Source organism: Mycobacterium sp. P4_H6, from assembly GCF_056400845.1.
In genome coordinates this window covers 32,814-55,568 of sequence record NZ_JBFUKN010000025.1, presented here as the reverse complement: position 1 = coordinate 55,568, position 22,755 = coordinate 32,814, and the positions used below count along the sequence as shown (strand labels likewise).

The window sequence follows — 22,755 nt, the reverse complement described above, 5'->3', positions numbered from 1 at the left end:
CATGGACCGCTACGAATTGCGCAGGCTGGACTACAGCCTGACCGAGGACCACAAGGACCTGCAGGCCGCATACAAGCAGTTCTTCAAGACGCACTCCGATATCGAGACCGTGCGCGCCGCCGAGGCAAGCGGATTCGACAAGAGCCTGTGGGAACGGTTGTGCAGCATGGGCGCAACGACCATGGGCCTGCCCGAGTCGGTCGGCGGTGACGGGGCGACCCTGGTCGACCTGACGCTGGTCGCCGAAGAGATCGGGCGCTACCTGGCCCCGGTCCCGTGGATCGACCACGTGGTCGCCGCTCGGCTGCTGGCGCGCCTGGGTGCGCTGACCGGTGATGACGCCGACGGCATCGTGGCGGGCACCACCCTGGTCGCGCTGGACCCACAACAGGTGGCGCCCAGCGGCGCGCGACTGATCCCCGCCGGGTCGATCGCCGGGCAGATCATCGTGCGCGACGGTGAGGACATCGTGAAGCTCGGCTACTCCAGCCCGCCGGCCAAGGTCGACAACATCGGCAAACTGCCGATGGCCTGGGTGGACCCGGCCGCCGCCGACGACCGCGTCGTGCTCGGCAGTGGCCCCGAGGCCCTGGCCGAATACCAACGGGCACTCGATGAGTGGCGACTGCTCACGGCGGYCGCGCTGGTGGGCCTCGTCGAGGAAACCATGACCATCGCCGCCGAGTTCGCCAAATCCCGCTACACCCTCGGCGTGCCGATCGGCACCTTGCAGGGCATCTCGCACCCGTTGGCCAATATCGCCATCACCGTCCAGAGCGGGCGCGGCCTGGCCCGGCGCGCGGCATGGTTCCTGGACAACGAACCACAGGAACGACCCGAACTCGCGCCGTCGGCATTCGTGTTCATGTCCGAGGAGGCCGCCAAGGCCGCCACCGTCGCCGTGCATGTCCAGGGCGGGCTCGGGGTGTCGGCCGAGGCCGCCGCCACCGCCTACCTGGTCCGGGCCCGCGGCTGGGCGCTCGCCGGCGGAGACCCGGGCGCCACCGCAGTACACATCGCGCGGCTCGTCACCGCGCGCGAGAGCCAGTCGGCCCAGGTCTAAGGAGCAGCACAGCGATGGACTTCTCAGCAGTAGAACTGTCCGCGGAGGACAAGGCGTTTCAGGCCGAGGTCCGTGAGTTCCTGGCGGGCGTGGTGACCAAGGATGTCATCCGCCGCGACCGCGAGACCGGTGACAACTTCGACGAGGGCGTGCACCTGGCGCTCGGGGCCGCCGGGTACCTGGAGAAAGAATGGAAGACCGAGGCCGACGGCGGGTTCAGCCGGGTGCGGCGGCGCATCTGGGAACTGGAGAAGCGCCGCGCAGAGGTGCCCTGGGTGACCTGGGGTACCACGTCGATGGTGGCGCGCTCGGTGGCCAAGTTCGCCCCCGACGAGATCCGTGACGAGGTGCTGTCCGGTGTCTTCGACGGGACGGTGCGGCTGTGCCTGGGTTACACCGAACCCGAGGGCGGCTCCGATGTCGCCACCTGCAAGACCCGCGCCGTGCGCGACGGTGACCAATGGATCATCAACGGCTCCAAGATGTTCACCACCGGGGCGCACAACTGCACGTACACCTTCCTGATCACCAACACCGACCCGGACGCGCCGAAGCACAAGAGCCTCACCATGTTCCTGGTGCCGCTGGATCTGCCCGGCGTCGAGATCCAGGGCATCCGCACCGTGGACGGGGACCGCACGAACATCGTCTACTACTCCGATGTCCGCGTCGACGACAAGTACCGCCTCGGTGAGGTCAACGGCGGCTGGACCGTGGTGCGCGAACCGCTGGACGCCGAGCACGGTGCGGTCGCGGCCGCCGATGACGGGCTGGCCGATGTGGCGATCATGGCGCATCAGGCCGGCTTCATGGTCGAGGCCGCCGACAACGTCGCCGCCGTGGTGCAGCGCTCGGGCGCCATCGATGACGCCTCGGTCGGATACCGCCTGGGCCGCAGCATCGCCCGTATCGAGGCATCGCTGTCCGCGCCGAGCATCTTCGGTCGTGTAGCGCTGGCGCAGACCATGCGTGATGTTGCACCCGACCTGATGGACGTCGCCGGATCGGTGGCCGCGCTGCCGATCGGCGCCGACGGCGGCTGCGACGACCGCAGCGAGTACGTGTACCGCTTTGCCCCGCTGGTGGGGATCTACGGCGGGACCCTCGAGGTGTTCCGCAACATGATCGCCCAGCATGTCCTCGGATTGGGCAAGCCCAACTACTCGCCGCCCGCAGCGAAGAGAGCGTCCTGACGCGAGGTCAGGACGCCGCACACGCCTCGGCCGGCAACCGGGTGCGTGCGGCCCCGTCCCGGTACAGGGCGGCGACGCTCATGGCGCCGATGGCTGCCCAGGCATAGTTCGATGCGGCGCTGGGCCAAGCGCCGTACAGCGCACTCGCGGTGCCGCCGAGCACGCCGCCGACGATGTTCAGCGCGGCGTAGCGCCGGGAGGCGTTGGACAACCAGCCGCGACTCAGGGACAGGTACGCCACCAGCGTGCCTGCCGTCCCGATCCACCCCAGAGTTGCCGCAATCATGTGCTCCGCCTTCGATCTCGCTGCTTTCACCGAAAAGTATCGAGGTCGGCTGCGTTAAACACAATTGAATAGAAATGCACATCCGATGTAGCATTTCTTAATGGATCTGGACCCGCGCCGGCTGCGCTATCTGCTGGCCGTGGCGCGTGCAGGCGGCGTCCTCGCCGCGGCGGACGAACTGCTCCTGACGCCGTCGGCGGTGTCCCAGCAGATCTCCCGGCTGGAACGCGAAACCGGCCGGGTGCTGATGACGCGCACCACCCAGGGATCGGCCCTCACGCCGGAGGGCTGGGCGCTGGCCGAGGCCGGTCAGCAGATCGAGCAGACGCTGGCGGCCGCCGAGGCCAGGCTGGCGCGCGGTGATGCCGAGGTTCACGGCACCATGCGCATCGGTGGGTTCCAGAGTTTTCTGAGCGCAGTCATCGCGCCGGCGCTGCCGGAGTGGCGTCGCGTCCAACCCGATGTGCGCATCGAACTCGTCGAGGACGAGGAAGACGAGCTGATGCGCTCCATGAAGTCCGACGAGTTGGACGCTGCCATCGTGGAATTGGACGCCGAGGACACGCCCCGGCGACTGCCGGTGGGCATGACCGAGGTGCCCCTGCTCGATGATCCCTGGAAGCTGGTGGTGCCCGCGGGCACCCTGGCCCCGGACGTCACCGAGATCAGCAAGCTCAATCTGCCCTGGCTCGGGGTCGGGACCTCGGCGGCCAGCACGCGCGCCATTGCACGCCTGCGCCGGGCCACCGGCATGGATCAACCCACCGCCCACCGCTATTTCAACACCCAGACCGGACTGGCGCTGGTGGCGGCGGGCGAGGGCATGGCGCTGATCCCGATGCTGGCGTTGCAGGGCCTGCCCCAGGACGGGGTGGACTGGCTGGACGTGCCGGGCCTCGGGATGCGCAGGATCGTGATGCGCAGCTACACCCGCAGTAGGCAGTCGAGTGACCTGATCAACGCCATGGTCGGGCTCATCCGTGACGCGGTGGCCAACATCACCTTCGAACCGACCAGCTGAGCGCGCGCTGTGATCAGGCGCGGGCCATCACCGGCGGTTTGACGGCCTCGGGGTCCGGGTTGGCGAGAGGCAGGCCCATGAACCGGCGGGCGTTGTCGCCCATGAAATCGTAGGTGCGCCGGACGTCCATGCCCTCGGCGTACTTCCAGAACCCCTTCGGCTCGGTGAGCCCCTCGGGATGCGGATAGTCCGACCCGAACAGCACCTTGTCCCAGCCGACGGTGTTGACCACATCGGAGACACAGCCCTCCCAGAACGGGCTGACCCAGATGTTGCGGCGGAACACATCGTGCGGATGCTCGGGGAAGTTCTGCGGCATCTTCTTCTGCAGATCCTCGAAATCGTGGAACAGCGGGTAGATCCAGCCGCTGCCGTTCTCGACGCTCGCGACCCGCAGCTTCGGGAACCGGGTGAAGGTGCCGTGGCAGATCAGCGCGGTGATCATGTCGGCGATCTCGCGATGCCCCAGCACCATCCAGCGGAAGGCGCTCTGCGTCATGAAGTTCTGGGTGTACGGCGGTTCCCACTTGCCGACGTAATCGTCCAGCGGCGGGTAGCTGGCGTGCAGCACGATCGGCAGACCGGCGGCCTCCACGTCGCGCCAGAACGGGTCGAACTCCGGAAGCGCGGGGGAGCGCCAGCCGTGCAGACCGTTCACCGGGCCCGGCTTGATCAGGGCCACCCTGGCGCCGTTCTCCAGCAGCCAGCCCAACTCACGCTGGGCGGCGTCCACCTCGGACAGGTTGATGATCGGGGTGGTGAACACCCGGTTGCGGTAATTGAAGGACCAGTGCTCGAGAATCCACTCGTTGAGTGCGTGCACGATGGCCAGCGTCAGCGCGGGATCGTCGGCGCTGGAATGCTCCACCAGGCTGCCCAGGGTCGGGTAGTTCAACGCCTCGGTGACGCCCTGGCGGTCCAGTTCCGCGACGCGCGCCTCGGGGTTGCGGGTGGCCTCGGGTGCCTCGATGGCCTTGCCCTGCATCTCGCGCAGCGTCAGGCCCTCGGTGTTCTCGCCGGCGAAGAACTTCTCGTGTGCCCCCGGCGCGGCGACCCGCTCGAACGTCGGGTTCGGGATGAAATCGGTCACCCGGTTGTTGATCACGATCCTGGTCTGCCTGCCGAACTGTGCGTATTGCACAGCGCGGCTGTACTTCTCGGGCAGGAACTTGACCAGGGCATCGGCGGTCTCGTACATGTGCTGGTCGGCGTCGAAGATCGGTGCGTCCCGGAACTGTTCGGTCATGGTGATGTCTCCCTATCCGGCGAGCAGACGCAAATGGCGCTCAAATGGCATGATTTYGGACCATTCACGTCTGCTCGCGGTGAATGTCAGAGGGTCAGGACGGTGGCGCCCGCGGTGCCGGGCGCGCCGTACAGCTGGGCGAAACCGACCTTGGGCTCGCCGGGAACCTGGCGATCGCCGGCCTCGCCGCGCAGCTGGCGCACCAGCTCGTGGATCTGGCGCAGCCCGGACGCGCCGATCGGCTCACCGTTGGCGATCAGCCCGCCGTCGGTGTTCACCGGCAGTGAACCGCCGATCTCGGTGGCGCCGTCGGCCAGCAGCTTCTCCTGGTCGCCATGGGCGCAGAATCCGCATTCGGCCATATGGATGATCTCGGCACCGGCATCGGTGTCCTGCAGTTGCACCACGTCGACGTCTTCGGGTGCGACACCGGCCTTTTCGAACGCGGCACGGGCGGCGTACACCGTCGGGGCGACGTCCTCGACGACGGGGGCGCAGGTGGTGTTCACCTCGTAGGCCCCGTAGCTGCGGGTGCGGATCTCGACGGCCCGCAGGTACACCGGCTTGTCGGTGTACTTGTGGGCCAGATCGGCCCGGCACATCACCACCGCCGCCGCGCCTTCATCGGGGGCGCAGAACATGTACTGGGTCAGCGGGTAGTTCAGCATCGTCGAGTTGAGGATGTCGTCCTCGGCGATGGGTTTGCGCCGGAAGGCATTCGGGTTCAGGGCGCCGTTGCGCAGATTCTTGTTGGCGACCTTGGCCAGGGTGCGTGCCGAGATGTTGTGGTCGTGCAGGTACCGGTTGGCCTTCATGCCGAAGAACTGGGTGGTCAGGTACTGGCCGTTCTCGGCGTACCAGGCCGGCATGCCGACCAGACCCGGATCCTCGGTGAAGGCGCCGCGGGGGTGCTTGTCCAGTCCGACGGCGATCCCGATGTCGTAGTCGCCGAGACGGATACCGTCCGCGCACACCTTGGCCGCGCTGGCCGCGGTCGCGCAGGCGTTGAAGACGTTGGTGAACGGGATGCCGGAGAGCCCGACCATGCCCACGATGGCATCGGGGTTGGCGACCGTCCAACTGCCGCCGGTGGCGGCACCGATGTCTCTCCAATCGACCCCGGCGTCATCGACGGCGGCGAAGATCGCGTCCACGCCCATCGCAAGAGCCGATTTGCCTTCGAAGCGCCCGAACGGGTGCAGGCCGACACCGATGATCGCTACGTCGTACATCAGGCTCCCTCAACAGGTGCGAAGGCGAAGGTGATCAACTCGTCACCTTCGGCGTCGGTGGCGAACGGAATCATGGTCAGTGCGACCTGCATGCCGAATGTCAGCTTGGCCGGGTCGTTTTCGGTGAGCCGCCCTTCGACCCGGAGGACATCCCCGAGCTGGACCAGCCCGACGCCGAACGGCACGAAATCCTTGCCGGTGGGTCCCTTATAGGGCGGACCGGGCGCAAAGCCCTGGGTGGTCCAGGCGACCAGGGTGCCGCGCCGGGGCAGGTGCTCAGGGCTCATCGCGGCACTGCTGCAGCCGGGGCAGCGCCGCTGCACCGGGAACGTCGTCGCGCGACAGGACCCGCAGCGGCTACCGATCAATGCGGGCTCGGCGTCGGGCCACGTCGAAATCTCGGTCGCCAGCGCCTTCTGCATCTCGTTCTCCTTGAGAAACTGCGAACTCCACATGCCAACTGTAATTCTTACAGTAGCGTACTTGGTGGCCGGCCCCCGACGCCACGGAAGTGCGGTGAATGATGGCTACCAGCATCGAACACAAGCCGACGTTCTGCCGGATCTGCGAGCCGCTGTGCGGGATGATCGCGACTGTCGAGGACGGGCGCCTGACCGCGCTGCGGCCGGACAAGGAGCATCCGCTGTCGGCGGGGTTCGCGTGCCAGAAGGGCATCGCGTTCACCGAAGTGGTCAACGATCCGGACCGGGTCACCACCCCGCTCAAGCGCACCCCTGACGGCTTCGAACCGGTGAGCTGGGACTCCGCACTCGACGATATCGCCGCGCGGTGCGACGCGATCCACCGCAGGCACGGTTCCGGCGCGTTCGGCTGGTACATGGGCAATCCGGCCGCCTTCAGCTACGCCCACCTCTTCGGGGCGATGGCCTTCGCCAAGGGGCTGGGCCGGCACGGTCACTTCTTCACCTCCTCCTCGCAGGACACCAGCAGCCGGCTACTGGCCAGCCAGTTCCTCTACGGCTCCCCGATGACGGTGCCGATCCCGGATCTGATGCGCACCGATCTGCTGGTGCTGATGGGCGCGAATCCGGTGGTGTCCCATGGCAGTTTTCTGACCGCACCGCGGATCAAGGACCGCATGCACGACATCGTGCGCAAGGGCGGCCGGGTGGTGGTGATTGATCCGCGCCGCAGTGAGACCGCAGCGCAATTCGAGTGGCTGGGCGTCATCGCCGACAGTGATGCCTACCTGTTGCTCTCGGTGCTGCAGGTGTTCTTCGCCGAGGGACTGGTCAGCGGGATCGGCCGGGCACAGTCCCGCGGGCTGGACTGGCTGGACGCCGAAGTTGCGTCGTTCACGCCGGAAGCCACCCAGGTGCACACCGGGGTGACGCCGGATGCGGTGCGCGCGTTGGCGCGTGATCTCGCCGCGGCGCCCCGGGCGGCGGTGTACGGGCGCCTGGGCACCTGCGTGGGGCGCAACGGCACCCTGGTCACCTATCTGATCGACGCGGTGAATCTGGTGGCGGGCAACCTGGACCGCCCAGGCGGCAGCGTGTTCAGCACGCTGGGAATCCCCGGGCAGAAATGGGGTTCGAAGCTGATGGGCGCCTCCTTGCGGCGCACATACCGCACCAAACGCACCCGGATCGGCGGTATGCGAACGGTCATCGGCGCCGAACCCGCCGCGCTGATGGCCAAGGAGATCACCACCCCGGGACAGCGGCAGATCCGGGCGATGTTCGTCGGTGCCGGCAACCCGGTGCTGTCGTTGCCCAACGGTGCGGAACTGGAGGATGCGCTGGATTCCCTGGACCTCATGGTCGGCCTCGACCTGTACGTGAACGAGACCCACGCGCACTGCGACTACGTCCTGCCGGTCACGACGATGTACGAGCGCGACGATTTCGCCGTCACGTTCCAGCAGTTCCAGGCCACCCCGTTCCGCCAGGCCACCGACGCGGTCGTYGCGCCGGCCGGGCAATGTCGCACCGAATGGGACATCATCGTGGACCTGATCTCACGAATTCAGCTGCGCACACCGGTTTTCGCCGCGCTGCGGGTGGGTCAGCGGATGGCCGGACGCAGCGGTCGACGGTTGAGCCCGCGTCCGGTGGTCGACATGATGATCCGAATGGCCGACGGGGGAGATCGGTTCGGGCTGCGCCGCGACGGACTGAACTTTCGCCGGTTGGCCACCGCACACCCGCACGGCGTGGTGGTGGCGCCGAACATCCGGACCGGCGTGCTCGACGAGGTGGTCGCCTACCGGCACGGCAAGGTCGAGTTGGCGCATCGCGATATCGGCGATGAGATCGTCGCACTGACGCGGCGCGCGCGGCCCGCGGGATTTCCGATGCGGATGATCGGGATGCGCGAGTCCCGCTCGGAGAACTCGTGGATGCACAACGCGCCGCTGCTGATGCGCGGGGGGCGCACCCAGCGGGCACTCATGCATGTCGATGACGCCGCCGCCCGCAACATCGCCGACGGCGACACCGCGACGGTGCGCTCACCGTTCGGCGAGATCGCTGTGCCGGTGGCGCTGACCGTCGATATCGTGCCGGGAACCATTGCGATTCCGCACGGTTGGGGTCATCGGGGGACCGGTGGCTGGCGGATCGCCAACCGGGCCGGCGGTGTCAATGTCAACCAGCTGATGTCCAGTGACCCGGCCGATGTCGAGGCCCTGGCCGGGATGTCGTGGCTGACCGGAGTGCCGGTGCAGGTGGCGCCGGTGACTATTGCGCACTGAGATACTGTAACGTTTACTGTTGATGCATTCGGCCTGGGAGGTCTTCTGGTGAGTGAGGTGGTGGCGGATGCGTCGAGTGTCGACATCGGGCGCCGCGCGGCGGACCGCGCCGAGATGCGGATGCTCATCGACGGTGAGCTGACCGCCGCGGCCTCCGGTGCGGTGTTCGACAATCTCAGCCCGGCAACAGGTTTGCTGCTCGGCAGCACCTCGGCCGCCGGTCCCGAGGATATGGATCGCGCCATCGGCGCGGCCCGGCGCGCCTTCGATGGCACCGACTGGTCCACCAACCGCGCACTGCGGCAGCGAGCACTGCTCCAGTTGCAGGACGCCATCGAAGCCGAAACCGAAGAGCTGCGTGAGGAACTGATCGCCGAGGTCGGCTGCCCGGCGATGACGACGCAGAACGCGCAACTCGACTGGCCCCTCGCCGACGCGCTGCGCTACCCGGCCCGGCTGATCGACGAGTTCGAATGGGAACGGCGCCTCGACGGTGGCGGCCTGTTCGGTGAGCGCAACGCGCGCACCGTGGTCAAGGAGCCCGTCGGCGTCGTCGCCGCCATCACGCCCTCCAACTTCCCCATCGAGGTCATCCTCAACAAGCTCGGCCCGGCGCTGGCGGCCGGCAACACCGTGGTGCTCAAACCGGATCCGAACACCCCGTGGAACGCCACCCGGCTCGGGCGCCTCATCGCCGAGCGCACCGACATTCCGGCCGGGGTGATCAACGTGGTGCCCACCCCGTCCAATGAGGTGGCCGGGCTGCTCGGCACCGACCCCCGCGTCGACATGGTGTCGTTCACCGGGTCCACCGCGGTGGGCAGGCACCTGATGCGGGTCGGCGCCGACACCATGAAGCGCACCTTCCTCGAACTGGGCGGCAAGTCCGCGATGATCGTGCTCGACGACGCCAACCCGGCGCACATCATCCCCGGCGCGATCGGCGCCTGCGTGCACGCCGGGCAGGCCTGCGCGGCGAACACCCGGATGCTGGTGCACCGCAGCCTGTTCGACGAGGCCGTCGCCAATGTGACGATGGCCTTCGGCGGGGTGCCCGTCGGTGACCCGGCGCTCCCGACCACCCTGGTGGGGCCACTGATCAGCGCGGCACAGAAGCGGCGGGTGCTCGACGCCATCGAGGGCGCTCGACGTGACGGCGCCGAGATCGTCGTCGGTGGCGGCGTACCCGACGGGCTGCCCGACCACTTGGCCAACGGGCATTTCGTGGCGCCGACGGTGATCCTGGGGGCGGACCCGGGATCATCCATCGCGCAGGACGAGGTGTTCGGTCCGGTGCTGGTGCTCATCCCGTTCGACGATGACGACGACGCGGTGCGGCTGGCCAACGACAGCGCCTTCGGACTGGCCGGTGCGGTGTTGTCCAAGTCCCCGGAACGCGCGATGGGCGTCGCCCGGCGGATCCGGACCGGTGCCATCGGCGTCAACGGCGGCATGTACTACGGCGCCGACGCACCGTTCGGCGGTTACAAGAACAGCGGCGTCGGCCGGCAGTGCGGTATCGAGGGTTTCGCCCAGTACACCGAGACGAAGACCATCGGGTGGCGTCTGCCCCGTCAGGGTTGACGCGCGAGCATCTCGGCGTGGTCGAGGATGCACTCCAGCACGTAGTCGAAGTTGATGTCGTCGGCCACGCCCATCCGGTGGCCGCGGCCGGTGGCCTCGGCGATGAACGGGGTGGCGGCCGGGTCGATGAGATTGCGCTCGCCGTCCCGGCGCGGTGCGATACCGGGCATCTTGTCCTGCAGGCGTTCCATGATGACCGTGCCGCGCACATGGGTGGCGATCGCCGAGTAGGTGTCGAAGGCCTGCTCGGAGGTCAGCCCGGCGCGCACCAGGGCGGCCACCGGCGGTTCGAGCTTCTGGATGGCGCCCTGCACCGCCGCACGTCCGTAGGATCCGCGGATCAGGATCAGATCACACAGAATCGGATTGCCACGGAATGTCTTTCGCATGATCCGCGCGTGGTGTGCCAGCGATTCCCGCCAGTTGTCCGCATCGATGCTCGGTGCGGTGAAGTCGTACTCGTCGAGGGCCCGGTTGGTCATCGCGTCGAGCAGGTCATCCTTGCGGCGGAAATACCAGTAGATGCTGGTGACGCCGACATCGAGATGTTTGGCCAATTGCGCATGCTGAGGTGGTCGATCGACACGTCGGCGGCGACGTCGAACGCGCCGGACAGGATCTCCTCGACACTGATGGACCCGCGTTCACGACGCTGTCTTTTCGTTGCGGGTCTGCTCACGGTGCCTTCCGTACTCAGGTGATCGGTCGGAACGTGACGGGTACGGCCGTGGGCGAGCGGAACGGCTGACCGAAGATGTGGGGGTCCGCGCCGGCGTCGAGTTCGAGGTCGGTGACCCGGTCGAGCAGGCATTCGATGGCGACCCGGGTCTCCATCCGGGCCAGGTGAAGACCGAGGCAGGTGTGCTCGCCGGCGGCAAAGGTGATGTGCGGCACGCGCTTGCGGAAAATGTCGAATTCCTCGGCCCGTTCCCAGCGGGCCTCGTCGCGATTGGCGGCGCCGATGCACACATCGATGACCGCCCCGGCGGGGAGCTCGACGCCGTCGAGTTCGGTGGCCACGCTGGCCGAACGCTGCACGGTGGTCAGCGGTGTCTCATAGCGCAGGCCCTCTTCGATCGCCTGGCCGAGGAGTTCGTGGTCGGCCTGCACCGCGGCGAACTGATCGGGATGGGTCAGCAGCAGGTAGAGCAAGTTGCCCGAGGAGCGGAAGGTGGTCTCCAGGCCGGCCGGCAGCAGCAGTCGCAGGAACGAGTAGATCTCTTCGTCGGTGAGCTTCTCGCCGTCGACCTCGGCGGTCACCAGATCACCGATGATGTCATCGGTGGGCGAGGACCGGCGCAGATCGATCTGGTTGACGAAGTAATCCTTCAGCGCCGCAGAGGCTTCGAAGGCACGCTTGTACTTGACGTGGTAGCTGATCAGCTCGACGGCCCGGGCGCGGAACCAGGCGAGATCCTCTTCGGGCAGACCCAGCAGCTTGGAGATCACCCGGGTCGGGAATTCGAAGGTGAAGTCGCGGACCAGGTCCGCGCGTCCGGTCTCGATGAACTCGTCGATGAGCCGTTCGCAGATGGGGCGGACGATCTCGGGCTCCCAGCGCTTCAGTGACTTCGCCTTGAACGCGGTGGTGACCAGATTGCGGTGTGCGCGGTGCAGCGTGCCTTCCATCGCCAGGATGGACGGGCYGATGAACAGCCCGATGGTGTCGTCGTAGATCTTGGAGTTGAACGACTTGCTGTCCCGGAAGACGGTGTTGACGGCGTCATAGGACACCGCCGCGTACTGGTTCTCGGGCCGGAACTCGTCGGGTGTCTTGGACCAGTCCATGACACTGCCGGCGAAGACGCCGTGGCGGGCGCGGTGTGCGGCGAAGAACGGGTACGGGTCGCGGAGCAGGTTGACCGTGTCGCCCAAATCCGCCAAGAGATCGCTGTCGTCCTGCGTCTGGCTGTCCACGCGCGCTACCTGCCTTCGTGCCGTCATCCGCGTTAATACTGTAACACTTACAGTAACACGTCCCGTCTGTTCGAAACATAGCGTTTTCCTCCTGCGATGGTCTGCCGCCCGCCGCGGACCGCTGCTGCTACCGTGAGCGTTACCGGAGGGAGTTCAGGATATGAGCACAACCGACCAGCGCATCGAGCACGAGGTCGACGCCCGAGCTCTGCTGGAACGTCAGCGGCGGGCGTTCATCGCCGCAGGCCCGCCGAGCGTGGCCCTGCGCCGCAACCGCATCGACCGGCTGCTGGCGCTGGTGCTGGAGAACACCGACGCGTTCGTCGACGCGATGGCCGCCGACTTCGGCACCCGGTCGCGCGCGGCATCGTTGTTCACCGAGGTCGTCGGCATCATCCCGGTCATCGAACACACCAGGGCCCATGTACCGCACTGGATGAAGGCCACCAAGCTGATGCGCGCGGGGCGCGTCGCCGGGCTGCGCGCCGAGGTCGAACCGTCCCCGCTGGGCGTCGTCGGYATCATCGGGCCGTGGAACTTCCCGCTCAATCTCGTGGTGCTGCCCGCATCGGCGGCCTTCGCCGCCGGCAACCGGGTGATGATCAAGATGTCCGAGGTCACCTCGGGCACAGCGGAACTGATGGCGAGGCTGGCCCCGAAGTACTTCGAGGCCACCGAACTCGCCGTGGTCACCGGTGGGCCCGAGGTGGCCGCCGAATTCTCCCGGCTGCCGTTCGACCACCTCTTCTTCACCGGCTCCCCGTCGGTGGGATCGCTGGTACAGCGCGCCGCGTCGGAGAACCTCGTCCCGGTGACCCTGGAACTGGGCGGCAAGAATCCCGTCGTGGTGGCACCCACCGCGGACATCCAGCGCTCGGCGACGCGAATCGCCCAGGCCCGCATGGTCAATGGCGGCCAGGTCTGCGTCTGCCCGGACTACGTGTTCGTCCCCGATGACAGCGTCGCGCCGTTCATCGACACCGTCCGCCGGACCTGGGCGGGCATGTTCCCCAGCATCATCGGCAATGACGACTACTGCTCAAGTGTCAACGAGGCCAACTTCGACCGGGTGGTCGGACTGATCGACGACGCCCGTGACCGGGGCGCCACCGTGGAATCGATGGTCCCGACCGGGGAGACACTGCCCGACCGGGTGACCCGCAAGATCGCCCCGACCATTGTCAGCGGTGTCGACCAGCACATGGCCATCGCCTCCGAGGAGATCTTCGGGCCGGTGCTCTCGGTGCTCGGTTACTCGGCGCTCGGCGAGGTCATCGACTACATCAACGCGCGTCCCGCGCCGCTGGTCGCCTACTGGTTCGGCCCGGACGGCGAGACCTTCCGCACCTTTCTGCGCAACACCCGCAGCGGTGGGGTGGCGCGCAACGATTTTGCCGCACAGATGATTCCGTCGGCAGCACCATTCGGTGGGGTGGGTCGCAGCGGTATGGGCGCCTACCACGGTAAGGCGGGCTTTGACGCCTTCAGCCATCAGCGCACGGTGGTGGGCACCGATCTGCCGTTCAGCATGACCGGGTCGGCGGCACCGCCGTTCCGCCGCGGGATGCAGATGTACGCCGATGTAACCCTGAGCATGGCCCGCCGGCGTACCCGGCGTCGGCTCAGGAACCGGTGAGCGCCTGTTCGCGGGCCCACCGGTAGTCCGCCTTGCCCGCCGGGCTGCGCTCGATCACGGGGCGGAACACCACCGCCTTGGGCAGTTTGTAGCGGGCGATGGAACTTTCGGCATGCCGGATGAGCTCCTCGGCGTCGGCCTGTGCGCCCTCGGCGAGCGCGACGACCGCGACCACCTCGGAGCCCCACCGCTCGCTGGGCCGTCCGGCCACCACCACGTCGACCACTGACGGATGCGAGGCGATGGCCGATTCCACCTCCTCGGCGAAAATCTTCTCACCGCCGGAATTGATGGTGACCGAGTCCCGGCCGAGCAGTTCGACCGCGCCGCTCTCCAGATGCCGGGCCCGGTCACCGGGGACGGCGAACCGCACACCGTCGATCACCGGGAACGTCGCCGCGGTCTTGGCGGCATCGCCCTTGTAACCGAGCGGCACGAAGCCGCGTTGGGCCAGCCAGCCGAGTCCGTCGTGGGCCGGCGGCAGGATCGTGGTGAAATCCTCTGCCACCACACAGGTGTCCGGCCCGGCGTTGAAGGTGCCGGTCGACACCGCACCGGGGGCCGACATGTGGCTCATCTGCGCACCGGTCTCCGAGGAGCCGACACCATCGATCACGATGAGCCCGGGTTTGGCATCGATCAACTGCTGCTTCACATACGGGGTGAGTTGCGCGCCGCCATTGGCCACCACCGCAAGGCTGGAGACATCCGCACTGCCGTCGCGCAGGCTGCGCTGGAGGGCGGCCAGCAGCGGGCGGGCCATCGCGTCACCGACCACGGTGGCCACCAGCACCTGCTCACGCTCGATGGTGCGGACCACATCATCGGTGTCGAAACGTTCGACGATGCTCGGGAACACCAGCGTCTGCCCGGTGGTGATGGCCGTCATGGCGGCCCACTGCGCGGCGCCGTGAATCAGCGGCGGCAGGATCAGCAGCTTTGTGCCGGGGTTCTCGGTGACCCGGCCGACGATCTCCTCGACCGATCCGGCGCGCTCGCCGGTCATCATGTTGCGGCCGCCGAACGCGGTCATGAAAATGTCGTGCTGGCGCCACAACACGCCCTTGGGCATGCCGGTGGTGCCGCCGGTGTAGAGGACGTAGAGATCGTCGGGGGAGGGCTGCACYGGCGGCGCCGGGRCCTCGGCGGTGACGATCGACTCGTAGTCGACGGCACCGTCGAGCAATTCGTTGCCGGAGCCGTCGGCGATCTGGATGAGCACCTTGAGATGGGGCACTTCGTCGCGGATCTCGGCCACCCGCGGTGCGAACGCGGCGTGATACAGCAGCGCCGACGCCTCGGAATCGGCCAGCAGATACTGCAATTCGTTCTTGACGTAGCGGTAGTTGACGTTGAACGGCGCTACCCGGGCCCGGAACGCGCCGAGCATCCCCTCCACGAACTCCGGGCCGTTGTAGGCATAGATGCCGAGCAGGTCCTGGCCGACCTCGTGCCCGGCCAGCGTGTCACGGTCGGTGTGGCACCCCAGCCCCTGCGCATGCAGGTATGCCGCGAGCCGGGTCGATCGCTCGACGATGTGGCCGTAGCTGTAGCGTCGCTCACCCTGGGCGACCAGCGTGCGGTCGGGAATTGCCGCGGCGACGGCCTCGGCCACCGCGGAGACGGTGAACATCGCGGAAACCTCAGCCATGGACGCTCCAGTCTTCGATGAGTGCTGCAGTGGTGGTGATGGTGGCCAGCAGGGCCAGGCTGTTGTCGATGACGGCCTCGCCGTATTCGGCGGGGACACCGGCGACCGCGTCCCGGGGGAGCACCACCCGGTAGCCGGCGTTGACGGCATCCATCACCAGGTTGGGGATGGCGATGTTGAGCGAGACACCGACGGCCACGATGGTGGTGACGCCGAGATTGCGCAGGATCGCATCCAGATCGGTGCCGCCCATCGGGCCGAGCCCATGCCAGCGGGACAACACCAGATCGGCTGGCTCCGGACCGAATTCGGGTAGCAGGGTGGCTCCGGCACTGCCGGGGGTGATGTCGACGGCGCGCTTGCCCGCGGCGAACAGTCGGGCGTTGTGATTGGAGCCCAGTCCGTCGGGCCGGCGCTGCACCAGGCAGTGCACGACGTGATGGCCTGCGGCGCGCGCCGCAGGCAGCAGCCGGCCGATATTGGGCAGTGCCACCCGTCGGGCCTCGTCGGCCAGCACGGCCAGCCCGGCGTTCGGGCCGACCACCGCACCCTGCAGTTCCTGGGTGATGACCGCTGTCGTCATACCGGTGTGCCGACCGGCGGGACTTCATAGAATTGTGTCGCCCATTTACGCATGGCCATATACGGTTTCGCGTCGATCTTGGACAGTGACGGCCGCTCGATGTACTTCTGGTAGCGCCAGATGTCGAGGTCGTCCCAGACCGTCACCAGATACTGCTTCTCGACGCGCTTGCGGACATCCTCGGGTGGGATGTCGGAGGTGTCGCCGGGCAGCTTGGGCCACCAGATCGAATAGAACATGTTGGACACGTGGTCATCGACCGGGGTGCAGGCGAAGATCAGCCGGTGCTCGGCCGCGCCCTCGAAGGCGCTGATCGCGAAGCCCAGTCCGGAGAAGTGGCTGTGGATGTAGAGCGACATCTTGTCGGGATCATCGCTGCGGGCATCGGGCCAGCCGGTGAGGAACTGCCACTCGTTGTCGACCACCTTCCAGTCCAGGCAGACCGGGGTGACCGTGGCGCGGTGCACATAGCGGAAATGCGCACTGTCAGGCCCGTTCTCGGCCACGATCTGCGGATGCACCGGCTCGTTCTCGGCGAACCGGGAGAACTCCGGGTAAGGGCGGTAGAACGCGTCGGGATCGGTCGGGAACTGCGGGAACTTGTCGAAGATATCGGGCAGTTCCCAGTGCGGGGGCTCGCCGTGCGGCTGGAACCACATGAACACGCAGCCGTGCTGTTCGGCGATCGGATAGGTCCGCAGCCGCAGGCCGCGGTTGGGTTTGTCGGGCTGGTACGKGATGTGGCGGTTGGTGCCGTCGGGTCCCCACCGCCAACCGTGGAAGGGGCACTCGACGCAGTCACCGACGATCTTGCCGCCGTGACCCAGGTGGGCGCCGAGGTGCTTGCAATGGGCTTCCATCAGGTGCAGCGCGCCGTCCTCATCGCGCCAGGCCACCAGGTCCTCACCGAAGTAACGCAACGGACGGGTCTCTCCGGCGACGAATTCGGCCGACCAGCCGATCATGAACCAGCCGGTGACCTTCCAGGTGAACGGAACCTCCACGGGAACACCTTCCAGATCCGAACCTGCTACTGAACAGCTTACAGTAGTATCGTCCGCAAGAGCCGTGAAATGCAAAGGAGCACGATGCCAGGGTTGTTGACCGACAGGGTCGCCTTCATCACCGGCGCCGCGCGTGGCCAGGGCCGCGCCCATGCGGTGCGGATGGCCAACGAGGGCGCCGACATCATCGCCGTCGACATCGCCGGTCCGCTCCCGCCGAAGGTGCCCTATCTGTCGGCCACCCCCGATGAGTTCGCCGAAACGGTCGATCTGGTCAAGGCCAGCGGGCGGCGGATCTTTCACCGCGCTGTGGATGTGCGTGACTACGAGGGCCTCAAGTCCGCCGTCGACGACGGCGTCGCCGAACTGGGCCGCCTCGATGTCATCGTCGCCAACGCCGGCATCACCATCCCCGAGGCCTGGCACGACATCACCCCGGAGTCCTTCCGCGACACCATCGACATCAACGTCACCGGCACCTGGAACACGGTGATGGCCGGCGCCCAGCACATCATCGACGGCGGCAAGGGCGGCTCGATCATCCTGGTGAGTTCGCTTGCGGGCGTGAAGATGCAGGCCTTCATGGTGCATTACACCGCCAGTAAGCACGCCGTCACCGGGATGGCGCGTGCGTTCGCCGCCGAGCTCGGCAAGCACCACATCCGGGTGAACAGCGTGCATCCCGGGCCGGTGAACACCGCGATGGGCACCGGAGACATGGTCGGCGCGCTCGGCAAGGCATTCGAGACCAACCCGCCGCTGGTGCAGATGGGCACCCCGTTCACCCCGAACTGGATGGCCGAACCCGAGGACATCGCCGCGTCGGTGGCGTGGCTGGCCTCCGACGAGGCCCGCCACATCAGCGCGGTGGCGCTGTCCATCGACAACGGAATGGCACAGTTCTGATATGGACGACTACGAGGCGATTCGCCGGCTCAAGGCACGGTACTGCCGGTTCCTGGACACCAAGGACTACGAGGCGTGGAAGGCACTGTTCGCCCATGACGTCGTGGTGAAGCTGGACATGGCGATCTCCACCGGCGGCGCGGACGGCCAGACCGCACCCGACCTGAACGGGCTCGACGCGTTCGTGCCGGTGGTGCTGGGCGGCGTCGAGCACGCGCAAACCAAGCATCACGTGCACACCCCGGAGATCGACCTCACCTCGGACACCACGGCGTCGGCCATCTGGGCGATGGAAGATCTGCTGTTGTTTCCCGATGGCGGTGAGCTTTTCGGCGCCGGGCACTACCACGAGACCTACGAGAAACGCGACGGTGGCTGGGTCATCACCAGCCTGCACCTGACCCGGACCATCCTGCGCTTCACCCCGGCGAAGTAGCCTGCGGTGACCGAGCAGCGCACCGTGCTGGTGATGGGTGCCAGCGGCTTTCTGGGCTCCCATGTCACCCGCAAGGTCGTCGAACGCGGTGACCGGGTACGGGTGCTGTTGCGGGAAAGCAGTTCCACCCGCGCCATCGACGATCTCGACGTCGACCGTCACTACGGTGACATCTTCGACACCGACGCGGTGCGCATCGCGATGCACGGCTGCGACGCCGTCTTCTACTGTGTGGTGGATACCCGTGCCTGGCTTCGTGATCCGGCTCCCCTGTTCCGCACCAACGTCGAGGGCCTGCGCGGCGTGCTCGACATCGCGGTCGCGGCCGGGTTACCGAAGTTCGTCTTCACCAGCACGATCGGCGCGGTGGCAGTCGGTGACGACGGCCGGGCAGCGACCGAGGACGACCCGTTCAACTGGCCGGGGATCGGCGGTCCATATGTCGAATCACGGCGTCAGGCAGAAGATCTGGTGCTGAGCTACGCCCGTGAGCGGGGCCTGCCCGCCGTCGCGATGTGCGTGTCCAACACCTACGGTCCGCGCGATTGGCAACCCACCCCGCACGGTGCGATGATCGCCGCCGCGGCCCTGGGGCGGGTGCCGGTCTACGTCGACGGTGTCGGCTCGGAGGTCGTCGGCGTCGAGGACGCCGCAGAGGCGCTGGTCCTGGCCGCCGAACACGGCACGGCGGGGGAGCGCTACATCGTCTCCGAGCGCTATATCAGTCAGCGTGAGCTGTTCGCCACGGCGGCACACGCTGTCGGTGAACGCGCCCCGCGTATCGGGCTGCCGGTGCAGGTGCTCTACGCGGTCGGTGCCACCGGCGAGCTGCTCGGCAGAGTGCTGCGCCGCGACACCCCGGTGACGCTCACCTCGGTGCGACTGCTGGATCACACCTCACCGCTGGATCATTCGAAGGCGACCCGCGAGCTCGGCTGGCAACCAGGTCCGGCGACCGAGGCCATTGCCCGGGCGGCAGAGTTCTACGTGGAGAGACACCATGCACGGTTATGACGTCATCATTGTCGGGGCCGGCTTCTCCGGACTGTATGCACTGCACAAGCTGCGCGAACAGGGCCTGCGGGTGGCGGTTCTGGAGAAGGCCGATGCGGTGGGCGGCACCTGGCTGGTCAACCGCTACCCCGGTGCCCGCTGCGATATCGAGAGCATCGAGTACTCCTACAGCTTTTCCGAGGAGATCCAGCAGGAGTGGGTGTGGACCGAATCGATGCCGGCTCAACCGGAGATCGAGGCATATCTGAACTTTGTCGCCGACCGGCTCGACCTGCGTCGCGATATCGCGTTCGGCACCGAGGTGCTCGGCATGACGTTCGACGAGGACGACACGGTCTGGCGGCTCGAGGTGGCCGACGGCAGGACCTGCGAGGCGCAGTTCGTGGTGGCGGCCTCGGGCATCCTGTCGGTTCCGCTGGAGCCGAACATCCCCGGGGTGGCCTCCTTCGCCGGCGAGTCGTTGTTCACCAGCCGGTGGCCGGCCGAGGCCGTCGACCTGGCCGGCAAGCGGGTCGGTGTCATCGGCACCGGATCGACTGGGGTGCAGATGATCCCGGTGATCGCGCAGCAGGCCGGTGAGCTCGTCGTCTTTCAGCGCTCGCCGGCGTTCACGCTGCCGTGGACCGTGCGCGCCTTCGGCCCGGGTGAACTGGACGATCTGAAGGCCGGGTACGCGGACATCCGCGCGGCTCAGCGTGCGCATCCGGTGGGTGCGGCCCGGCTGTCCGCATTCTCGGTGTTGCTCGACATGCTGGCCAGCCCCCCGATTAAGACGGCAACCCGGGAGGAGCAACTGCGGGCCATCGAGGAGCGCGGTGTCATGGGCGCGCTCAACTGGGGTGACGTCTTCTTCGATATCGAGGCCAACCGGATGGCCACCGCCCTGTACGGCGAGGCGATCGCACGGATCGTGACGGATCCGGACACCGCCGTCGCCCTGGTGCCCACCCACCCGTTCGCCTGTAAGCGCCCGATCATCGATCAGGGCTACTACGAAACCTTCAATCGCGACAATGTGACGTTGGTGGATCTGCGTGCGAACCCGATCCGCGCGGTGACCGAGACCGGGATTTCCACCGGAGCACGCGATATCGACCTGGACGTCATCGTCTACGCCACCGGATTCGACGCCATGACCGGCGCGTTGAGCAAGATGAAGGTGCGCGGCCGTGACGGTGCGCTGCTCGGCGACTACTGGGCCGAGGAGGGGCCGCTGTCCTATCTCGGTCTGGCCGTGGCGGGGTTCCCCAATCTGTTCACCGTGCAGGGGCCGGGGAGTCCCTCTGCGGCAACGAATTTCATCGCAGCGATGGAACAGCACATCGAGTGGATCGCGGACTGCATCGGCCACCTGCGCGAACACGGCTACCGGACCATCGACGCACAGGTCGAGGCGCAGCACGAATGGATCGAGCACGCCACCTCGCTGGTCGCGGCGACGGTACTGGTGCATCCGTCGTGCAACTCCTGGTACAACGGCGCCAACGTGCCCGGCAAGAAGCGGATGTACATGGGCTACACGGCGGGCATCCCGGAGTACCGGCGGCGCTGCGATGAGATCGCGGCCCAGGGCTATCAGGGGTTCACCCTTGCGTAGAGCCATCCAGATCGCATGGGAACTCGGCGGGGTGCTGCCGCGCTCGGTCGGAGCGCTCAACGGTTCCGGCGATTGGCACAGGTTGTCGCGGGCCGGATTACGGCAACTCGGTGAGGTCGCACTCGACGAGCTGGTGGTCACCGGGATGACATTGACCGGTCCGCCGCCCCAGCTGCCGCGCCCACTGGCGGCCTATGTCGATGCCGCCACCGAGCTCGGCGAACTCGGTGTGGCCGGGGCGCACCGCGATCCGGAGCCACTGCACGTCGACAGCATCGAGCGGCGGACCTTCGGGGCGCTGCGGTTCGAGGAGCTGAGCTTCGTACACACCCCGGCCCTGCCGGAGTCGCTGCTGGCCGATGGCCACGGCGGGGTGGCGACGGCGCGGGTGCGGCTGTACCGGCGTGACGAACAGCGACCCTGGGTGGTCTGGATCCACGGTGCCGGCCAGGGTGACCCGATGGATCTCATGGTGGCGCGGGTGCGCAGACTGGATGCGCTGGGTTTCAACGTCGCGCTCCCGGTGCAGCCCGGGCACGGTGTCCGGCGGCGGGAATGGCCGGAGTATCCGGCGCGGGACCCGCTGGCCAACGTGGCGGGGACGATGCGAGTGGTGTCCGAGGTGCGCGCGCTGATCGGTTGGCTGGCAGCCGATTCGGGATCGGTGACGGTCTCGGGGTTGTCGCTGGGCAGTGCGGTCGCCGCGCTGGTGTCGCACCTGGACGCCCGCGTCGGCGCGGTGGCGTTGTACACCCCAATCCTCGGGCTCAACGCGATGATCGGACTGCATCTGGGCCGCTGGGGCCAGGCCGGCCGCAGCGCCGCCGAGCAACTGCAGTCCGACACGGTGTCGGCGATGACCTCGGTGATCGATCCGTTGGCGACCACACCGGTCACCGACCGGCGGCTGATCGTGGGCGCCTGGCACGACCAGATGGCGATGCGCAGCTCGGCGCTGGCGATGCACGAGCGCTGGGGCGGTGAGCTGCACTGGCATGACGGCAGCCATGTCGGGCATCTGTTCTCCGGTGGTGTGCAGACCGCGACCGAGCGGTTCTTATTGGCCTAGCTGCCGTAGGTGGAGATGATGCGTGTCCGAACGCAGTTGATCTCGTGATCGAGGTCGTGTTCCTCCGGAAGCACCACCCACTGGAACGCGATGCCGAAGATCGCGCCGGTGATGTCGCGCACCGCGGCGTCGACGTCGATGTCGGCGCGCAGTGATCCGTCGGCGATACCGGCCCGCACCCCGGCGCCCACCTTCTTCGCCGCGCCGCTGAGTTGGTCGCGGACCCCTTCGCGCAGAGGTGAACTCGTCTTCACGGCCTCGAAGGCGGAGACGAACATGGCCCGCGTCACCGACGGGTCCTCGGCGTTGATCTCCTGCACCCGGTCGAAATGGGCAAGCACCTGTGCCAGGCCGGTGGAACCCGGCTCGGGGTCGGGATTCAGCCGTGCCACATACACCTGCTGAAACGCCTCCAGGATGGCGTCCTTGCTGCCATAGCGGGCGTGCACCATCGCTCTGCTGTAGCCGGCGCGCCGCCCGATCTCCGCGGCCGTGGTTGCCTCCCAGCCCTTTTCGACGATCAGTTCGGCGGCGGCCTGCAACAGCAGGCGCGAGGACTGTTCCACACGCTGATACTGGGTGAGGCGCTCGGACACCCTTG

At 67.4% G+C, this 22,755-nt stretch carries 21 protein-coding genes; 11 read left to right on the top strand and 10 right to left on the bottom strand.

Translation table 11 applies throughout. From position 1 onward, the window contains the following. Nucleotide 1: 1 nt before the first annotated feature. Nucleotides 2-1,063 carry an acyl-CoA dehydrogenase family protein gene (locus AC1DTF_RS12990; protein WP_477474329.1) on the top strand — a complete coding sequence of 354 codons (1,062 nt, stop codon included), beginning with the start codon at nt 2-4 and terminating at the stop codon, nt 1,061-1,063. A gap of 14 nt (nt 1,064-1,077) precedes the next feature. Beyond that, complete coding sequence (locus AC1DTF_RS12985) at nt 1,078-2,256, top strand: acyl-CoA dehydrogenase family protein (RefSeq protein ID WP_477474328.1); 1,179 nt, start codon at nt 1,078-1,080, stop codon at nt 2,254-2,256. Between the two features lie 7 nt (nt 2,257-2,263). Here AC1DTF_RS12985 and AC1DTF_RS12980 read toward each other — a convergent pair whose 3' ends face one another. Further along, a complete protein-coding gene (locus tag AC1DTF_RS12980; RefSeq protein WP_477474327.1) occupies nt 2,264-2,542 on the bottom strand; it encodes a CBU_0592 family membrane protein in 279 nt (92 codons plus the stop codon). Between the two features lie 100 nt (nt 2,543-2,642). Between AC1DTF_RS12980 and AC1DTF_RS12975 the strand changes: the two genes are divergently transcribed. Continuing rightward, nucleotides 2,643-3,563 carry a LysR family transcriptional regulator gene (locus AC1DTF_RS12975; RefSeq protein WP_477474326.1) on the top strand — a complete coding sequence of 307 codons (921 nt, stop codon included), beginning with the start codon at nt 2,643-2,645 and terminating at the stop codon, nt 3,561-3,563. Between the two features lie 13 nt (nt 3,564-3,576). Here the strand turns inward: AC1DTF_RS12975 and AC1DTF_RS12970 are convergent, their stop codons facing one another. From AC1DTF_RS12970 to AC1DTF_RS12960, 3 genes are all read right to left on the bottom strand, one after another. Beyond that, a complete protein-coding gene (locus AC1DTF_RS12970) occupies nt 3,577-4,809 on the bottom strand; it encodes an amidohydrolase family protein (protein ID WP_477474325.1) in 1,233 nt (410 codons plus the stop codon). A gap of 86 nt (nt 4,810-4,895) precedes the next feature. Beyond that, nucleotides 4,896-6,041, bottom strand: a complete 1,146-nt coding sequence (locus AC1DTF_RS12965; RefSeq protein WP_477474324.1) for a thiolase family protein — start codon at nt 6,039-6,041, stop codon at nt 4,896-4,898. Further along, a complete protein-coding gene (locus AC1DTF_RS12960) occupies nt 6,041-6,463 on the bottom strand; it encodes a Zn-ribbon domain-containing OB-fold protein (protein ID WP_477474349.1) in 423 nt (140 codons plus the stop codon). The genes AC1DTF_RS12965 and AC1DTF_RS12960 overlap by 1 nt, the downstream gene beginning before the upstream one ends. Nucleotides 6,464-6,564: 101 nt before the next feature. On the opposite strand from AC1DTF_RS12960, the gene AC1DTF_RS12955 reads away from it, so the two are divergent. Both AC1DTF_RS12955 and AC1DTF_RS12950 read left to right on the top strand, forming a co-directional pair. Continuing rightward, on the top strand, nt 6,565-8,757 hold the full coding sequence (locus AC1DTF_RS12955; protein ID WP_477474348.1) for a molybdopterin-dependent oxidoreductase: 2,193 nt from the start codon (nt 6,565-6,567) through the stop codon (nt 8,755-8,757). A 48-nt stretch (nt 8,758-8,805) separates the two neighbouring features. Next, the gene (locus AC1DTF_RS12950) at nt 8,806-10,341 is read left to right on the top strand and encodes an aldehyde dehydrogenase family protein (RefSeq protein ID WP_477474323.1); all 1,536 of its coding nucleotides are present in this window, start codon (nt 8,806-8,808) and stop codon (nt 10,339-10,341) included. Here the strand turns inward: AC1DTF_RS12950 and AC1DTF_RS12945 are convergent. Then, a complete protein-coding gene (locus tag AC1DTF_RS12945; protein WP_477474322.1) occupies nt 10,332-10,898 on the bottom strand; it encodes a TetR/AcrR family transcriptional regulator in 567 nt (188 codons plus the stop codon). The genes AC1DTF_RS12950 and AC1DTF_RS12945 overlap by 10 nt on opposite strands. A gap of 136 nt (nt 10,899-11,034) precedes the next feature. Next, the gene (locus tag AC1DTF_RS12940) at nt 11,035-12,258 is read right to left on the bottom strand and encodes a cytochrome P450 (protein ID WP_477474321.1); all 1,224 of its coding nucleotides are present in this window, start codon (nt 12,256-12,258) and stop codon (nt 11,035-11,037) included. Nucleotides 12,259-12,418: 160 nt separating this feature from the next. On the opposite strand from AC1DTF_RS12940, the gene AC1DTF_RS12935 reads away from it, so the two are divergent. Continuing rightward, entirely contained in the window at nt 12,419-13,894 is a 1,476-nt protein-coding gene (locus AC1DTF_RS12935) for a coniferyl aldehyde dehydrogenase (protein ID WP_477474320.1), read from the top strand. On the opposite strand, the gene AC1DTF_RS12930 is transcribed toward AC1DTF_RS12935, so the two are convergent. Genes AC1DTF_RS12930 through AC1DTF_RS12920 form a run of 3 tightly spaced genes read right to left on the bottom strand, consistent with a single transcriptional unit; the run spans nt 13,881 to nt 17,132 of the window. Further along, entirely contained in the window at nt 13,881-15,545 is a 1,665-nt protein-coding gene (locus AC1DTF_RS12930; RefSeq protein WP_477474319.1) for an acyl-CoA synthetase, read from the bottom strand. The two genes, AC1DTF_RS12935 and AC1DTF_RS12930, sit on opposite strands and share 14 nt — an antisense overlap. Beyond that, nucleotides 15,538-16,128 (bottom strand): cysteine hydrolase family protein, encoded by a 591-nt coding sequence (locus AC1DTF_RS12925; protein WP_477474318.1) that lies wholly within the window; start codon nt 16,126-16,128, stop codon nt 15,538-15,540. The genes AC1DTF_RS12930 and AC1DTF_RS12925 overlap by 8 nt, the downstream gene beginning before the upstream one ends. Further along, a complete protein-coding gene (locus tag AC1DTF_RS12920; RefSeq protein WP_477474317.1) occupies nt 16,125-17,132 on the bottom strand; it encodes an aromatic ring-hydroxylating oxygenase subunit alpha in 1,008 nt (335 codons plus the stop codon). The genes AC1DTF_RS12925 and AC1DTF_RS12920 overlap by 4 nt, the downstream gene beginning before the upstream one ends. An 84-nt stretch (nt 17,133-17,216) precedes the next feature. On the opposite strand from AC1DTF_RS12920, the gene AC1DTF_RS12915 reads away from it, so the two are divergent. Genes AC1DTF_RS12915 through AC1DTF_RS12895 form a run of 5 tightly spaced genes read left to right on the top strand, consistent with a single transcriptional unit; the run spans nt 17,217 to nt 22,154 of the window. Continuing rightward, nucleotides 17,217-18,038 (top strand): mycofactocin-coupled SDR family oxidoreductase, encoded by an 822-nt coding sequence (locus AC1DTF_RS12915; protein ID WP_057167374.1) that lies wholly within the window; start codon nt 17,217-17,219, stop codon nt 18,036-18,038. Nucleotide 18,039: 1 nt separating this feature from the next. Beyond that, nucleotides 18,040-18,474, top strand: a complete 435-nt coding sequence (locus tag AC1DTF_RS12910; RefSeq protein WP_477474316.1) for a nuclear transport factor 2 family protein — start codon at nt 18,040-18,042, stop codon at nt 18,472-18,474. Nucleotides 18,475-18,507: 33 nt separating this feature from the next. Next, on the top strand, nt 18,508-19,488 hold the full coding sequence (locus AC1DTF_RS12905) for an NAD-dependent epimerase/dehydratase family protein (protein ID WP_477474347.1): 981 nt from the start codon (nt 18,508-18,510) through the stop codon (nt 19,486-19,488). Beyond that, complete coding sequence (locus tag AC1DTF_RS12900; RefSeq protein ID WP_477474315.1) at nt 19,475-21,085, top strand: flavin-containing monooxygenase; 1,611 nt, start codon at nt 19,475-19,477, stop codon at nt 21,083-21,085. Before AC1DTF_RS12905 ends, AC1DTF_RS12900 begins: the two co-directional genes overlap by 14 nt. Further along, nucleotides 21,042-22,154, top strand: a complete 1,113-nt coding sequence (locus tag AC1DTF_RS12895; RefSeq protein ID WP_477474314.1) for an alpha/beta hydrolase — start codon at nt 21,042-21,044, stop codon at nt 22,152-22,154. Before AC1DTF_RS12900 ends, AC1DTF_RS12895 begins: the two co-directional genes overlap by 44 nt. Here the strand turns inward: AC1DTF_RS12895 and AC1DTF_RS12890 are convergent. After that, nucleotides 22,151-22,750, bottom strand: coding sequence for a TetR/AcrR family transcriptional regulator (locus AC1DTF_RS12890; RefSeq protein WP_477474313.1), 600 nt, complete (start codon nt 22,748-22,750; stop codon nt 22,151-22,153). The genes AC1DTF_RS12895 and AC1DTF_RS12890 overlap by 4 nt on opposite strands. Nucleotides 22,751-22,755: the final 5 nt, after the last annotated feature.

Bases quoted from the DNA above. Each gene is read 5' to 3' on its own strand.
- AC1DTF_RS12985 (WP_477474328.1), top strand. From the start codon at position 1,078: ATGGACTTCTCAGCAGTAGAACTGTCCGCGGAGGACAAGGCGTTTCAG.
- AC1DTF_RS12980 (WP_477474327.1), bottom strand. From the start codon at position 2,542: ATGATTGCGGCAACTCTGGGGTGGATCGGGACGGCAGGCACGCTGGTG.
- AC1DTF_RS12975 (WP_477474326.1), top strand. From the start codon at position 2,643: ATGGATCTGGACCCGCGCCGGCTGCGCTATCTGCTGGCCGTGGCGCGT.
- AC1DTF_RS12970 (WP_477474325.1), bottom strand. From the start codon at position 4,809: ATGACCGAACAGTTCCGGGACGCACCGATCTTCGACGCCGACCAGCAC.
- AC1DTF_RS12965 (WP_477474324.1), bottom strand. From the start codon at position 6,041: ATGTACGACGTAGCGATCATCGGTGTCGGCCTGCACCCGTTCGGGCGC.
- AC1DTF_RS12960 (WP_477474349.1), bottom strand. From the start codon at position 6,463: ATGCAGAAGGCGCTGGCGACCGAGATTTCGACGTGGCCCGACGCCGAG.
- AC1DTF_RS12925 (WP_477474318.1), bottom strand. From the start codon at position 16,128: ATGACGACAGCGGTCATCACCCAGGAACTGCAGGGTGCGGTGGTCGGC.
- AC1DTF_RS12915 (WP_057167374.1), top strand. From the start codon at position 17,217: ATGCCAGGGTTGTTGACCGACAGGGTCGCCTTCATCACCGGCGCCGCG.
- AC1DTF_RS12910 (WP_477474316.1), top strand. From the start codon at position 18,040: ATGGACGACTACGAGGCGATTCGCCGGCTCAAGGCACGGTACTGCCGG.
- AC1DTF_RS12905 (WP_477474347.1), top strand. From the start codon at position 18,508: ATGGGTGCCAGCGGCTTTCTGGGCTCCCATGTCACCCGCAAGGTCGTC.
- AC1DTF_RS12900 (WP_477474315.1), top strand. From the start codon at position 19,475: ATGCACGGTTATGACGTCATCATTGTCGGGGCCGGCTTCTCCGGACTG.
- AC1DTF_RS12895 (WP_477474314.1), top strand. From the start codon at position 21,042: ATGAGATCGCGGCCCAGGGCTATCAGGGGTTCACCCTTGCGTAGAGCC.